Source organism: Pseudomonas sp. GW821-FHT03C07 (assembly GCF_059420925.1).
On the sequence record NZ_JBWKUQ010000002.1, the window covers coordinates 229198 to 243900 of the forward strand.

Annotated in this window: 13 protein-coding genes; 9 read left to right on the top strand and 4 right to left on the bottom strand. The window is 59.3% G+C overall.

What is annotated here, in order from left to right; all coding sequences use genetic code 11:
• The first annotated feature begins 221 nt into the window (after positions 1-221).
• From AC07VG_RS04265 to AC07VG_RS04300, 8 genes are all read left to right on the top strand, one after another.
• Entirely contained in the window at positions 222-731 is a 510-nt protein-coding gene (locus AC07VG_RS04265) for a disulfide bond formation protein B (protein ID WP_495000664.1), read from the top strand.
• Between the two features lie 827 nt (positions 732-1558).
• Positions 1559-2497, top strand: coding sequence for a ubiquinol oxidase subunit II (gene cyoA, locus AC07VG_RS04270; protein ID WP_495000665.1), 939 nt, complete (start codon positions 1559-1561; stop codon positions 2495-2497).
• Positions 2498-2500: 3 nt separating this feature from the next.
• Entirely contained in the window at positions 2501-4519 is a 2019-nt protein-coding gene (gene cyoB, locus AC07VG_RS04275; protein ID WP_495020546.1) for a cytochrome o ubiquinol oxidase subunit I, read from the top strand.
• A gap of 3 nt (positions 4520-4522) precedes the next feature.
• Positions 4523-5149, top strand: a complete 627-nt coding sequence (cyoC, locus tag AC07VG_RS04280; protein ID WP_121134588.1) for a cytochrome o ubiquinol oxidase subunit III — start codon at positions 4523-4525, stop codon at positions 5147-5149.
• Positions 5150-5479, top strand: a complete 330-nt coding sequence (gene cyoD, locus AC07VG_RS04285) for a cytochrome o ubiquinol oxidase subunit IV (protein ID WP_121134586.1) — start codon at positions 5150-5152, stop codon at positions 5477-5479.
• 10 nt (positions 5480-5489) lie between these two features.
• The gene (gene cyoE, locus AC07VG_RS04290; protein ID WP_495000667.1) at positions 5490-6377 is read left to right on the top strand and encodes a heme o synthase; all 888 of its coding nucleotides are present in this window, start codon (positions 5490-5492) and stop codon (positions 6375-6377) included.
• A gap of 240 nt (positions 6378-6617) precedes the next feature.
• On the top strand, positions 6618-6923 hold the full coding sequence (locus AC07VG_RS04295) for a DUF4124 domain-containing protein (protein WP_495020547.1): 306 nt from the start codon (positions 6618-6620) through the stop codon (positions 6921-6923).
• A gap of 133 nt (positions 6924-7056) precedes the next feature.
• Positions 7057-8682, top strand: coding sequence for a methyl-accepting chemotaxis protein (locus AC07VG_RS04300; protein WP_495000669.1), 1626 nt, complete (start codon positions 7057-7059; stop codon positions 8680-8682).
• 7 nt (positions 8683-8689) lie between these two features.
• Here AC07VG_RS04300 and AC07VG_RS04305 read toward each other — a convergent pair whose 3' ends face one another.
• Both AC07VG_RS04305 and AC07VG_RS04310 read right to left on the bottom strand, forming a co-directional pair.
• Positions 8690-9274: a DedA family protein gene (locus tag AC07VG_RS04305; RefSeq protein WP_495000670.1), complete on the bottom strand. Its 585-nt coding sequence runs from the start codon at positions 9272-9274 to the stop codon at positions 8690-8692.
• A gap of 83 nt (positions 9275-9357) precedes the next feature.
• Positions 9358-10263 carry a LysR family transcriptional regulator gene (locus AC07VG_RS04310; protein WP_495000671.1) on the bottom strand — a complete coding sequence of 302 codons (906 nt, stop codon included), beginning with the start codon at positions 10261-10263 and terminating at the stop codon, positions 9358-9360.
• A 101-nt stretch (positions 10264-10364) separates the two neighbouring features.
• Between AC07VG_RS04310 and AC07VG_RS04315 the strand changes: the two genes are divergently transcribed.
• The gene (locus AC07VG_RS04315) at positions 10365-11600 is read left to right on the top strand and encodes an acetylornithine transaminase (protein ID WP_495000793.1); all 1236 of its coding nucleotides are present in this window, start codon (positions 10365-10367) and stop codon (positions 11598-11600) included.
• Positions 11601-11789: 189 nt separating this feature from the next.
• Here AC07VG_RS04315 and AC07VG_RS04320 read toward each other — a convergent pair whose 3' ends face one another.
• Both AC07VG_RS04320 and AC07VG_RS04325 read right to left on the bottom strand, forming a co-directional pair.
• Entirely contained in the window at positions 11790-12803 is a 1014-nt protein-coding gene (locus tag AC07VG_RS04320) for a sensor domain-containing diguanylate cyclase (RefSeq protein WP_495020548.1), read from the bottom strand.
• Between the two features lie 997 nt (positions 12804-13800).
• Positions 13801-14505, bottom strand: coding sequence for a hypothetical protein (locus AC07VG_RS04325; protein ID WP_495000673.1), 705 nt, complete (start codon positions 14503-14505; stop codon positions 13801-13803).
• Between the last annotated feature and the right edge of the window lie 198 nt (positions 14506-14703).

Genomic DNA, 14703 nt, shown 5'->3' on the forward strand with positions numbered 1-14703 from the left:
GATCTTGTGGTGGTTTACCCATACTCCCGCAGACGCTGGCGGGGGCTGTTCAATACGCTCAAAGGTCATGGTCAACGTGTAGACTTGCGGACAACGCATGTTCAGCGGGTTGAAGCGATTGGATTGCGACCTGTGGGCCCATGGGATACAACCTCGGTTTGATGCCGCGGCACGCTGCGCGGCCCTCCGGCCGATCCAACAACGAGTCAAAGGGAAACGGGATGACTGACGAAATGATGCGGCTGGGACGGGAAAAGCGTTTTCTGGTCCTGCTGGGGCTGGTCTGCCTCGCCTTGATCGGCGGTGCCTTGTACATGCAGGTGGTGCTGGGCGAGTTACCTTGCCCGTTGTGTATCCTGCAGCGCTACGCCTTGCTGTTCATTGCGCTCTTTGCCTTTATTGGCGCCGGCATGCGCACCCGACGCAGTCTCACGGTGCTGGAAGTGCTGGTGTGGCTGAGTGCCGTCGGCGGCATCATTGCGGCGGGCCGCCATGTCTATATCCAGGCCAACCCGGCGGTGAGCTGCGGCATCGACGTGTTGCAACCGATCGTCGATGGCCTGCCCCTGGCGTCGATCTTCCCGTTGGGTTTCCAGGTCGAGGGGTTCTGCGAAACGCCGTACCCGCCGGTGCTGGGCCTGTCCCTGGCGCAGTGGGCGCTGGTGGCTTTCGTACTGACAGTGTTGCTGGTGCCGGTGGGTATCTACCGTAATCGCCAGAAAAACCGCTGATTCCGGCGCTTGGCCCTTGCGGCCGATCCTCGCCACTCATCCTTGAAAAACGCCCCGGTCTTTCATGTAAGATCGGGGCGTTTTTATGTTCGCTAACCGCGATAAAAGTGCCTTGATGGCAGACAAGAAAAGGGCTGAAAAAACTGCGACATATTGTCACGTCGCAGCGGTCGCAGCGGTCGTTTCTGACCGCGATGTCATCTTCTGATTGACAGTCTTCCTCGAAAAAGTTCCCTGGCACCCCCTGTGTTTCATTCTTGTGCAGGGCTTGTCCCAGCCCCCCTCGAAGACCCGCGCAATGCCCCGTCATGCTTGGGCCAGAGCCTCTTTTCAGGCTCTCGGCGGGGCGATTGCGGGGCGGATCAGTTGTCAAACAAAAGAGCGGTTCATGGCTTTTTGCTGAGAATGAAAAGCGATACGATTCAGGATCGTTGCAAAAACGGTTAATGATTGTTGCGTGAATTGATAAAAAATATTTCAGGATGAGACGTGGTTTATAAAACGCGACCTAACTACAATCGCCGCACTGAATGTCCGGCGCCGCTCTGCCTGAGCGCAATAGGGCGGTCGAAGGGCTCAAGGGCGCTATGCGACCCCTGGTGCTGGCAACCTTTCCAAGTATCCGCACCAAATGGAATTGGTCTGTAACAAGGCCTATGACCCACGAAATCGAATAAGAACTCACGCTCGTTCCAGAGGCGCCGATCAGCGATTGGTGCGACGGACAGGCCCTTATTCAATCGGAAAAAATTGCCAACCCTTGGCAGGGTGAAGTGTTGGCTATCGAAACCCAACTGCATTGCGCAAGCTGCTTTAGAGGTCGTGAGATGAGTAAAACAAGGTATCCCAGATTCTTAGGCTTGTTGCCACTGCTCGGCACGTTGTTGCTGGGAGGGTGCAACATGACCTTGCTCGACCCGAAGGGTCAGGTGGGCCTGGACGAACGTAACCTGATCATCACCGCTACGCTGCTGATGCTGTTGGTCGTGGTGCCGGTCATCCTGATGACCTTTGCCTTCGCCTGGAAATACCGCGCGTCGAACAAGGACGCCACCTACGCACCGAAATGGAATCACTCGACCAAGATCGAAATCGTGATCTGGGCCGTTCCTGCGATCATCATCCTGTTCCTGGGTGTCGTCACCTACAAGTCGACCCACGCCCTGGACCCTTATCGTCCGCTGGAATCCGACGTCAAGCCGATCACCGTCGAAGTGGTCGCGCTGGACTGGAAATGGCTGTTCATCTACCCGGAACAAGGCATTGCCACCGTCAACAAGCTGGTCTTCCCGGCCAAGACACCGGTGAACTTCAAGATCACTTCCGACAGCGTGATGAACTCGTTCTTCATCCCGGGCCTGGGCGGTCAGATCTACGCCATGGCCGGTATGCAGACCAAGCTGCACCTGATCTCCAACGAGAATCATGAGTACGAAGGGATTTCCGCCAACTACAGCGGCGCCGGCTTCACCGGTATGAAATTCAAAGCGACCGCAACCAGCCAGGCGGATTTCGATGCCTGGGTAGCTGAGGTCAAGAAGGCACCTAAACAGCTTGAACAAGCTGAATACGCAGACCTTTCCAAGCCAAGCCAGGACAACCCGGTCGCGCTTTATTCCGCCGTTACGCCGAACCTGTTCCAGACCATCGTCGACAAGTACGAAGGTATGAAAGCAGGCAAGCCGGTCGAGCACGAGAAGAAAGAAGTGGCCGCAACGGAAGGAATGGACATGAGTTCGCATTCAGCTGCCGGGGCAGAGGAGTAAACGATGTTTGGTAAATTAAGTTGGGAAGCGGTCCCGTTCCACGAACCGATTGTCATGATCACGCTGGCGATGATCGCCGTCGGTGGCCTGGCGTTGTTCGCGGCGATCACTTACTTCAAGAAGTGGACCTACCTGTGGACCGAGTGGCTGACTTCGGTTGACCACAAGAAAATCGGTGTCATGTACATAGTCGTCGCCATGGTCATGCTGCTGCGCGGTTTCTCCGACGCCATCATGATGCGGACCCAGCTGGCCATGGCCACCGAGGGTTCCCCGGGCTACCTGCCGCCTCACCACTATGACCAGATCTTCACCGCCCACGGTGTGATCATGATCATCTTCATGGCGATGCCTTTCTTCACCGGCCTGATGAACATTGTCGTGCCGTTGCAGATCGGTGCGCGTGACGTGGCCTACCCGTTCCTGAACTCCCTGAGCTTCTGGCTGCTGGTTTCCGGCGTGGTGCTGATCAACGTTTCCCTGGGTGTCGGCGAATTCGCCAAGACCGGTTGGGTTGCCTATCCGCCGCTGTCGGGCCTGCAATACAGTCCGGGCGTGGGGGTGGATTACTATATCTGGGCGCTACAGCTATCAGGGCTGGGTACGACGCTGACCGGGGTGAACTTCCTGGCCACCGTGCTGAAAATGCGTACCCCTGGCATGAAGCTGATGGACATGCCGATCTTCACCTGGACCTGCACCTGGGCCAACGTGCTGATCGTCGCTTCGTTCCCGATCCTCACCGCTACACTGGCTTTGCTGACGCTTGACCGTTACATGGATTTCCACATTTTCACCAATGAACTGGGTGGAAATCCGATGATGTACGTCAACCTGTTCTGGGCCTGGGGTCACCCCGAGGTGTACATCCTGATCCTGCCGGCGTTCGGGGTTTTCTCCGAAGTCATCTCGACCTTCTCCGGCAAGAAACTGTTTGGCCACCACTCGATGATCTACGCCAGCGGCGCGATCTCGGTGCTGGGTTTCATGGTTTGGCTGCACCACTTCTTCACCATGGGGTCGGGTGCCAACGTCAACGCCTTCTTCGGCCTGGCGACCATGCTGATCTCGATCCCGACGGGGGTGAAGCTATTCAACTGGCTGTTCACCATCTACCGTGGCCGTCTGCGCATGACCAGCCAGGTTCTCTGGACCCTGGGCTTCATGGTGACCTTCGCCATCGGCGGCATGACCGGCGTACTGCTGGCCATCCCGGGTGCTGACTTCGTCCTGCACAACAGCCTGTTCGTGATCGCGCACTTCCACAACGTGATCATCGGTGGTGCGGTATTCGGTTACATCGCCGGCTTCAGCTTCTGGTTCCCGAAAGCGTTCGGCTTCAAGCTGCACGAAGGTTGGGGCAAGGCCGCGTTCTGGTTCTGGATCTCCGGCTTCTTCGTCGCGTTCATGCCGCTCTATGCCCTGGGCTTCATGGGTATGACCCGTCGTCTGAACTCCAGCACCAACCCTGAGTGGGTGCCTTACCTGTACGTAGCGTTGTTCGGTGCCATTCTGATCGCCTTCGGTATCGCTTCGCAATTGATCCAGATCTATGTAAGCGTGCGTGACCGCAAGCAGAACATGGATGTGACCGGCGACCCATGGAACGGCCACACCCTGGAATGGTCGACCTCGTCGCCACCACCGTTCTACAACTTCGCCGAACTGCCGAAAGCCGATGTGGTTGACCCCTTCACCGAAGCCAAGGAAGACGGTACCGCGTACTCGGTGCCCAAGCGCTACCAGCCGATCCACATGCCGAACAACACCGCGACTGGCCTGATCATGGGTGCTTTGCTGACCGTGTTCGGTTTCGCGATGATCTGGCACATCTGGTGGATGGCCATCGCTGGCCTGGCCGGTACCGTGATCTATTTCATCATCCACATCTCGCGTGATGATCAGGGTTACATGGTGCCAGTGGACGTCATCGAACGTATCGAAGCCGAGCAGCACAAGGTGCTGGCGGCAGCGAAAGTGACTCCTGCCACCCGTGTTGAATCTTCGCTGGAACAGGCTTAAACCATGTCGAACTTAGTGACCAATGCTGGACACGCCCATGGTCATGACCATGGGCACGATGACCACCACCACGATACGAGCGAGATGACCGTCTTCGGTTTCTGGCTCTACCTGATGACCGACTGCATTCTGTTTGCGTCGATCTTCGCAGCGTACGCGGTGCTGGTTAACAACGTAGCGGGTGGCCCGTCGGGCCACGACATCTTCGAACTGCCTTACGTGCTGGGTGAAACCGCCTGTCTGTTGCTCAGTTCGATCACCTACGGCTTCGCCATGCTGGCGTTGTTCAAGGGCAAGAAAAGTCAGGTCCTGGTCTGGTTGGCGATCACCTTCCTGTTCGGCCTGGGCTTCATCGGCATGGAAATCAACGAATTCCACAAGCTGATCGAAGAAGGCTTCGGCCCTAACCGCAGTGGCTTCCTGTCCGGGTTCTTCACCCTGGTCGGGACTCACGGTGTCCACGTCACCAGCGGCCTGATCTGGATGGCCGTTATGATGTACCAGGTCTGGAAAAACGGCCTGACGCCAAGCAACATCACCCGCCTGAGCTGCCTGAGCTTGTTCTGGCACTTCCTGGACGTCGTGTGGATCTGCGTATTCACCGTTGTTTACCTGATGGGGACTCTGTAAATGGCTAATGCACAGCATTCCAGTGATGCCAACCACGGCAGCGTGAAGTCCTACATGGTCGGCTTTGTCCTGTCGATCATCCTGACTATCATCCCGTTCGGCCTGGTGATGTACCCGTCGCTGCCCAAGGCGGCCACCCTGTGGATCGTTCTGGTCTTCGCCGTGATCCAGGTGCTGGTGCACCTGGTGTACTTCCTGCACCTGGACCGTTCCGCGGCGCAGCGTAACAACGTAGTGGCGTTTATCTTCGCGGCACTGGTGATCGTTCTGCTGGTGGGTCTGTCGCTGTGGATCATGTTCAGCATCCACGCCGTCATGATGGCGAAGTGAGGTAAACCCGATGTCGCTCAAGCACTTTATCCAAATCACCAAACCGGGGATCATTTTCGGTAACGTGCTTTCTGTGGCGGGTGGTTTCTTCCTGGCCTCGAAGGGGCATGTCGATCTGGCCATCTTCCTGGCGGCCATGATCGGTACTTCGCTGGTGGTGGCGTCCGGTTGCGTGTTCAACAACTGCATCGACCGTGACATCGACCTGAAGATGGAGCGCACCAAGAACCGAGTGCTGGTCCAGGGGCTGATTTCCCTGAAACTGGCGCTGATCTACGCCAGCGTCCTCGGGATCGCCGGCGTGGCCTTGCTGTACCGCGTCGCCAATCCGTTGGCGGCGCTGTTCGCGGTGATCGGCTTTGTCATCTACGTCGGCTTCTACAGCCTGTACTTCAAGCGCAAGTCGGTTCACGGCACGCTGATCGGCAGTCTGTCGGGGGCGATGCCACCGGTGATCGGCTACGTGGCGGTGAGCAACAGCTTCGACATGGCGGCCCTGACGCTGCTGGTGATGTTCAGTTTGTGGCAGATGCCGCATTCCTACGCGATCGCGATCTTCCGCTTCAACGATTACCTGGCCGCATCGATTCCGGTGTTGCCGGTGAAGCGCGGGATCCTGGTGGCCAAGAAGCACATCCTGCTCTACATCCTGGCCTTCCTCGGCGCGACGTTGATGCTGACGTTCAGCGGTTATGCCGGTATGAGCTACCTGGCCGTGGCCGCGGCCATGGGCATGTACTGGTTGTACATGGCCTGGACCGGCTACAAGGCCGTGGATGACACGGTCTGGGCCCGCAAGCTGTTCGTGTTCTCGATCTTCACCATCACCGCCCTGAGCGTGATGATGTCGCTGGACTTCAAGGTGCCGAGTGAGTTGCTGCTGACTTACGCACACTGAGGATTGGATCCATGTATGGCGAAAGGCTTACATGCGGCGACACTGATCTCCTCTGTTGAGCCTTCATGACTGGGCTTAATCTGTACCTATCGCTGCTACGCAAGGATGCGTGCAGGATCAAGGACGATCGAACCAGGCCATGGAGGCCGCCGACAGGATGTCGGAATGTTTTGAAGAAAACCCGCTTCGGCGGGTTTTCTTTTATCTGTGGATGACCATCACGTACAGGGATGCACACGCATGGGCAGAGGCCTGGTCTTCGTTCTCCTTCTTGGCGCTTCCAGTTCGGCTTTCAGTGCCGACGCCTACAAGTGCGTGAGCCATGACGGCAAGATCAGTTTCGCCGCGCAGCCCTGCGCGCCGGACCAGGGCGTGTCTACCTGGCAAGGCCGTACCCAGCGCACGCAACTGCGTAGCGTCTCGGCCGATGAGGCCAAGCCCGACAATATCAATCAGCGCGCCACGAAGATCCTGCAGGCGGGTTACCACACGCGCATCATCTACAAGCTCAATATCGTTCCCGGGCCTGGACAGAAAACCCCTTGAGTCCTTCTTTCGCACGCACGAAATTGTCGGGTAATTATTTCAAGTTGTCATACAACGTGCCGATAGCCTGCCAACTCTGGAGCTAAGGCCTGAGGTTAACCGACCCCAGGCCATGACAAAAAAGGCGCTCGTCATGTTTCTTCGTCAACTGAATATCGCACCTCGCGCGGCGTTGGGTTTTGCCTTGATCGCCCTGTTGGTGGCCTTGCTCGGAGTGTTCGCCCTGGGCCAGATGTCGAACATCCGCGAAGGCGAGGTAGCCGTTGAAAGCCAATGGCTGCCGAGTATTCGTGGGGGCGACGAAATTCGCGAGATCATGTTGCGGATCCGCACCATCTCCCTGCGCATGGCCCTCGACCAGGACCCGAAGAACATCGCGGTGTACCGCGGCCAGATGGACGTGCGTGACAAGGAATTGAGCGAGCGGATCGTCGCCTACGACAAATTGGTCACCACACCCGAGGCCCGGGCGTTGTACGACCAGTTCAAGACCACCTTCGCCGCCTACCGTACCGGTATCGCCCAGTCCTTCACCTTGGCCGAGCAGGGCCGGCGTGACGAACTGAGCAAGCTGTTGCTGGTGGACATGAAGACCGTGGTGGACGGTTCCGGCAAGCAACTGACCGATCTGGCCGACCTCTTTACCAAGCAGGTGGCGGCCGAGAGCCAGAAGTCCGAGTCGCATTACAGCGACTCACGGATGATCGTTATTCTGTTTATTGTCCTGGCGGCCCTGGCTACCGTGGGCCTGGCGATGTTGTTGACGCGCAGCATCGTCAAGCCCCTGGGACAGGCCTTGAGCGCGGCGCAGAACGTCGCACGCGGCGATCTGACTCAGCGTATCGAAAGCCATGGCAACGATGAAGTCAGTCAGCTGCTCGAAGCCCTGGCCACCATGCAGCAGACTTTGCGCGACACCTTGCAGGGCATCAGCGGTTCGGCGACCACGCTGGCCACGGCGGCGGACGAACTAAGTGCGGTGACCCAGGGCAGCACGGAAGGCCTGCAACAGCAGAATCACGAAATCGAACAGGCGGCCACGGCGGTCAACGAAATGACCACGGCGGTGGAAGAGGTGGCGCGCAATGCCGTGTCCACCTCTGACGCCACCCGTAAATCCAGCGAATCGGCGCGACTCGGCCAGGAGCGGGTGAGCGAAACCGTCGGTGCCATCAGCGCCCTGTCCGGGGACGTCGAGCGCACCGGAGAGTTGGTGCGTTCACTGGCTGATCAGTCCCAGGGCATCGGCAAGGTACTGGAAGTGATTCGGGCGATTGCCGAGCAGACCAACCTGCTGGCACTCAATGCCGCCATCGAAGCGGCCCGTGCCGGCGAGAGCGGACGCGGCTTTGCGGTCGTGGCCGATGAAGTGCGGGCCCTGGCCCATCGCACCCAGCAGTCGACCCAGGAGATCGAACAGATGGTGTCCGGCATGCGCAGCGGCTCGACCCTGGCCCTGGAATCGATGCACACCAGCACCGCCCGTGCCGCCAGCACCCTGGCGTTGGCCGAACGGGCCGGCGAAGCGCTGGTGACCATCACCGCCTCGGTGCATGAAATCCACGAGCGCAACCTGGTGATCGCCAGCGCGGCGGAAGAGCAGGCCCAGGTCGCCCGGGAAGTCGACCGTAATCTGGTGAACATTCGCGACCTGTCGATCCGCTCGGCGACAGGGGCCGATCAGACCAGCGCCGCCAGCCACGAACTGTCGCGGCTGGCGAATTCGTTGCAGGGATTGGTCGGACGGTTCCGGGTCTGAGCCCGGCTCAGACCTTCTGGCGTTGCCGCGCCCTGGCCCGCAGATGGCGCACCAGGGCGATCCCCGCGACGATGACCACGACCCCGATCACGATGGGCAGGCGATAGGGCTTGAGATTGCCCAGCAGGCTTTCGAGGAACCCACCGGCCCAATAGCCGGCCGTGGCAAAGAGCGTGGCCCAGACCGCGGCCCCGAGCAGGTTCATCAGGCTGAAGCGCAGCGGCGACAGCCGGCTGGCGCCGATGACCATGGGGCCCACCAGGCGCATGCCGTACAGGAAGCGCACGGCGAAGATCGAGGTCAGCGGATGGCGTTGAATCAGTCCGGTCACCCGTTCTATGGCGGCTTGCTGGCGATGCAGGCGCGGTAGCAGGCGCGCGCCGAAGTAACGGCCGGTCCAGTACAGCGCCTGGTCGCCGAGCATCCCGCCGAGGCTGGCCCAGAAGATCACCAGCGGCAGGTGCAGGACTTGCTGGTGCGCCGCCACCCCGCCGAGGATCAGGATGGTTTCCCCTTCCAGCAGGCAACCGATGAAGATCGCCCAATAGCCGTAGGTGGTGAGCAGGTAATTGAAGTCGATGTGTTCGAACATAGCGCTGTACTGATCCTTGTATCGGTCATGGGTTGCGTTGCCGGTGCAGGCATTCTGGGCAGGCTCGCCCGTCCCGGCAAGCCTTACGACTGGCCCCACTTCTCCAGCGCGAACGCCACGAAACTGCGCAGCTTGGGCAGCCGGTAGCGGTCTTGCGCATAGAGCAGGTTCATCGGTCGGCTGGGCAGTTTGTACGTACCCAGCAGCGGCACCAGTCGTCCCTCGCGCAGATCGTCGCGCAGCAAGGCATCCGGCAGCATCACGATACCCATGCCGCAAAGCGCCGCCTGATACAACGCTGAAGAACTGTTGATGGTCATCGGGCCGCTGACCGGCACCAGGATTTCCCCCTCCGGCCCGCTCAGGCTCCATTGTTTTTCCACCGTCCGCCAGTCGTCTCCGGCCGGGTAGGCGAAGGCCAGGCAGTCGTGATGTTGCAGATCCTGGGGGATGATCGGTGTCCCGCGCCGTTTCAGATACGACGGCGATGCACAGACGGTCAGCGCATAGTTTTCCAGAGGGCGGGCAATCAGCGCCGAGGGTTCGGGCACCCCCAGGCGGATCGCCACATCGAAGCCGCTGTCGATCAGGTCTTCGCGCTGGTTGCTGAGCATCACGTCAAGCTTGATCCGCGGATAACGCAGCACGAATTCGCTCAGGGCCGGGGCCAGGCGTTCGGAGCCGAAGGTTAGGGGCGCGGTGATCCGCAGGATACCGCTCGGCTCGCCCTGGGCCTGTTCCGCCAGGCGCTCGGAATCCGCCACCAGCCCCAGCACCTCAAGACAACGCTGATAGTAGGTCGAGCCGAATTCAGTCAGACGCTGGCGCCGTGTCGTACGGCTCAGCAGGCTGACCCCGAGCCGTTGTTCCAGTGAGCGCAGGTGATTGCCGACCATGGTGGTGGAGATGCCGCACTCCAGGGCGGCGGCGGTCATGCTGCCGCTCTCCACCACGGTCACGTACACCCGCATTGCCTGGAAAAGATCCATTATCAATCTCAGCTTTAAAATGATTGAAGTGCAACGGAGTTTATCCAGCTCAAGTGGCTAACGATACTGCCAGTACCACCCAATGCCTGGAGCTCGACGCCATGACCGCCGCTAGCCTGATGACCACCTATCAACCGCTGGACCTGGGTTTCGTCAAGGGGTTGGGCACCCGCCTGTGGGACCGCGAAGGGCGCGAGTACCTGGATGCGGTGGCCGGCGTGGCGGTGACCAATGTCGGTCATTCCCACCCGCGCTTGGTGAGTGCCATCCGCGAGCAGGCCGGCCTGCTGCTGCACACCTCCAACCTCTACAGCATCGACTGGCAGCAACAGCTGGCCCAACGCCTGGCCCAGCTATCGGGCATGGATCGGGTGTTCTTCAACAACTCCGGCGCCGAGGCCAATGAAACGGCGCTGAAACTGGCGCGACTGCATGCCTGGCACAAAGGTATTGAGAAGCCATTGGTGGTGGTCATGGAAAACGCCTTTCACGGCCGCACCCTGGGCACCTTGTCCGCCAGCGATGGTCCGGCGGTGCGTTTGGGTTTCCATGAGCTGCCGGGGGACTTCATCAAGGTGCCGTATGGCGACCTGGCGCTGCTGCACAGCATCGCCCGCAGCCACGGTCAGCGGATCTGCGCGGTGTTGATGGAGCCGATCCAGGGCGAAAGCGGTGTGCAACTGCCGCCGCCGGGCTACCTGAAAGCCGTCCGCGACCTGTGCAAACGGCGCTCCTGGTTGCTGATGCTCGACGAAATCCAGACCGGTATCGGCCGCACCGGCCAGTGGTTCGCCTTCCAGCACGAAGGCATCGTTCCGGACGTGATGACCCTGGCCAAGGGCTTGGGCAATGGCATTCCCATCGGCGCCTGCCTGGCGCGGGGCAAGGCCGCCGAACTGTTCACCCCGGGTAGCCATGGCAGCACTTTCGGCGGCAACCCGCTGGCCTGTCGGGCCGCCTGCACCGTGCTCGATATCATCGAGGAACAGGGCCTGGTGGAGAATGCCCGGGAGCAGGGCGAGCGTTTGCTGGCACGGCTGCGGGCCGAACTGGGCGATTGCCCGCAGGTCCTGGCAATACGTGGGCAAGGCCTGATGATCGGTGTCGAACTGCGCCAGCCGGTACGTGACCTGGCGCTGATCGCGGCGCGGGACCAGGGCTTGTTGATCAACGTGACACGGGGCAAGACCATTCGCCTGCTGCCGCCACTGATTATCGATGAGCAGGAGGTCGAGATGATTGTGAAAGGGTTGTGTAGCGTATTGCAGTGGGAAAAAACCACGGCAATAGCGAAAGGCTTACACGCCGCACCCGCAATCGCCTCTATGAGCGTTTGAGCGGCTGCCCTATTCTGGATCCATCACTGCTGCGCAAGGATGTGCACAGGATCAGGGATGATCGACCATCGCCAGGACGGCAGCCGACAGGACGTTGGAATGGTCAAAAGAAAACCCCGCTTCGGCGGGGTTTTTTGTGTCGGCAGGAAAAGCCGCTGCTGCCTGAAGGCGCTTCCGCTGAATGCCGCCTCAATTGGAAATCACGTTCTTGCCGGCACCCTTGGCGCGATACAGGGCCTGGTCGGCCCGGCTCATCAGTTCGGCCATGGGCTCGTCGGCGCAACGTTCCACCACCCCGAAACTCATCGTCAGCGAACTCAGGCCCAGGGGCTTGCGTTGCCGCAGGTGCTCGCGCATCTGTTGCGCCAGGTTCATGGCGGCGGTGAGTGGGCTGTCCGGCAGGACAATCATGAACTCGTCGCCGCCCCAGCGTGCCAGCAGGTCGCTGTCGCGCAGACAGTCCTGGAGCGTCTGCGCCACCTCGACCAGTACTGTGTCGCCGCCTTGATGCCCGTGTTGGTCATTGATGAGCTTGAAATCATCGATATCCATGGCAATCAGCGACAGCGCCTGGCGAAAGCGTCCGGCGCGCTGGCATTCCCGGGACAGGATCTTTTCCAGGCGATAGCGATTGGCAACCCCGGTCAGTGAATCGCTCTCGGCCAGGCGGCGGTTTTCCTCGAGTTGGGCCTGCAACCGCCGATTGACCCGTGACAGTTCGGCGGTTCGTTCGGCGACGATGGCCTCGAAAGACTGGGTCCGTACTTCCAGCTGTTCGAGCAGGCGCCGCTGGTCTTCGAGACTGCGGTGGGCGCCAATCATCCGTGCGACCGAACCGTCGGGGTTGCGGGCGATCACATAACCGCGATCTTCGATCAGGATATAGTCGCCGCTGCGGGTTCGGCAGCGGTACTCGGCGTGATAACCCAGGGTGCGTTCATTCAGGTGATCGTCGAAATGGGCCATCACCTGTGGGTAGTCGTCGGGATGAATCACGTTCTCCCAGGTGAAGACGTTGTTCGGCAGGCTATTGGGGGAGTAGCCGAGCATCTCGTACCAGCCGGGGCTGCGGTAGACCAGGCCGGTATTGGCATTCCAGTCCCAGACGCCATCGCTGACCAGTTCGAGGATTGCGTGTATGACGTCTTGGTTGATATCGCCGAGTTGGCTGTTCCAGGGTCCGCTTTTGGATGGCTCGACCATCGCTGCTCACTCCTTTGGCATTGATTTCGGTGTCTCGGGCCAAAAGCGGGGACGCAACGGTCTATGGCACGCTAATACTGTACCGTTTGTTGTAGGAAATATAGAAGTATGTGGCGCGATAAAGTTCTAGCTTTCAGGTTTTGCAAAGTACAGAACATGGCTCGAACTGCAAAAAAAATTGTGTGGAGCTCAATGCTTTTCAAGAGTTAACACATTTCTAAAACCCGCTTCGACCGAAGTCGAAGCGGGCCACTGCTCAGACCTTAACGGTCATCAAAGTGATCTCGCAGAAAATTCCAAACGTGATAAGCACGAAGGGTATTGACTGCAAGGCTCCACGTACGTCGAAATAACTTGGACATACTCTGGCCCTCCCAGGTGGGCCAAACCTCCAGCGTACTTACCGGAACATGTACACCTTAGGGTTCACACACCAGTGCAAACTATGAGGTGGCCGAGCTGATGGCCCCCTGAGCGAGTCCGGCACGGGTCCTACTCCGTGTCAGGGGGCCCTAAGTCAGCGCCTGTGCCTGGCCAAGCCTCATGTTGACTGACGTGATAGCCCGTGCATGATACCCACTCTACTGAGGACGGAAATGTGCTCAAAAGGCCATGTTTCCGATAAAAGTAGTTTCAGGATGTTTATTCAAACAGGGTTTTTCCGATTGTCGCTGTGGCCTGTGCTCTGATTGTTACAGAAGTGGCAAGGAGTGTGGCTTGCACGTGTTACTCGCCGCGGTATAATCGTTCCACACACCAGTGCATCCTATGAGGCTGCGCGAGTTCTGGCCTAACCGGAGCCCGCAAAAAAGAAACCGCTACCTAAGCGGTTTTTTTTGTCTGCCAGATCTTCAATTCCGGGCCGTATCGGTCTGTCCAGGTTTCCCGCATCGAATCAAAAAAGGCAGGCCCATCCCAGGCCAGCCCTCACCGCGACTGACCTCGAAACGCACCTGCCTCTTTTCAGTTGCCGCCGCGCCCGTTCAGCGGCGGAGCGTCATTGCTGTACGACGCTATACCCGGCAAACGCCGTCTGCTGCTGAATCGCCGTGACGATGTTCTGGCGGGTCGCCGGCTGTTCGTTGCCTTCGTTGTCGACAAAGGTTTCGCTCAGCAGTTCGGCCAGGTCGCCGTGGCCGGCAAAGGCAAAGCCGAGGAATTCGAACGCTTCGCGGTCGGCATTGGCCTTGCTGCGTGGTGTGCGCAGCGGGAAGGTGATGCTGGTGTCGTCCTTGCTGATGACAAATACCGGCGCTTCTTTCTTGACGCGCGCGGCCTTGCCCTTGCCAGCACCGGGGTTGCTCAGGGCCTGGTGAGTCTGGTTCAGCACCTTGAACGCCAAGCCATAGACCAGTTCCTGGAACGCCGGATCGTCCTTGTAGCTGGAGAGAATCCGGCTGATCGGGAATTTCGTGCTCAGGTCTTCCAGGGCCGCGATATCGGCCGCCTCGGCGTCCTTGAGTTGCTTGAGCTGGCCCATGAGTTCGTAGGCTTTGTCGTCGTCGAAACGGTCGTGCGCCTGGCGGATCGCCAGACGCAGTTCACGAATCTGGTCGCTTTCTTTCGAGGTGTGGAAGGCGTCGAGAACCATCTCGCTGATGTTCTTGGCCTGGGGCACATGCTGGGAAAGATGGATGGCGTTTTCGTATTCGCGCTTGGCGGACAAGGAGGTTACGGCTTCATCGGTATGGGAATCAGGCATCGAAATTTCGCTATTTCAGTGTCATTTAACTGGGGTGAGGCTCGAAAGGCCGGGGCATTTCAGGGCGCCTAATCTATTGGACCCACGCGCCATTGTCACGACTCAACCGGTCAGTGGTCTCGGAAGGAGAGAATTTACCAGTGAAATGAATGCGTTGAGCTTATTCGCCAATTTATTGGCGATACTCGTTTTTTTTCT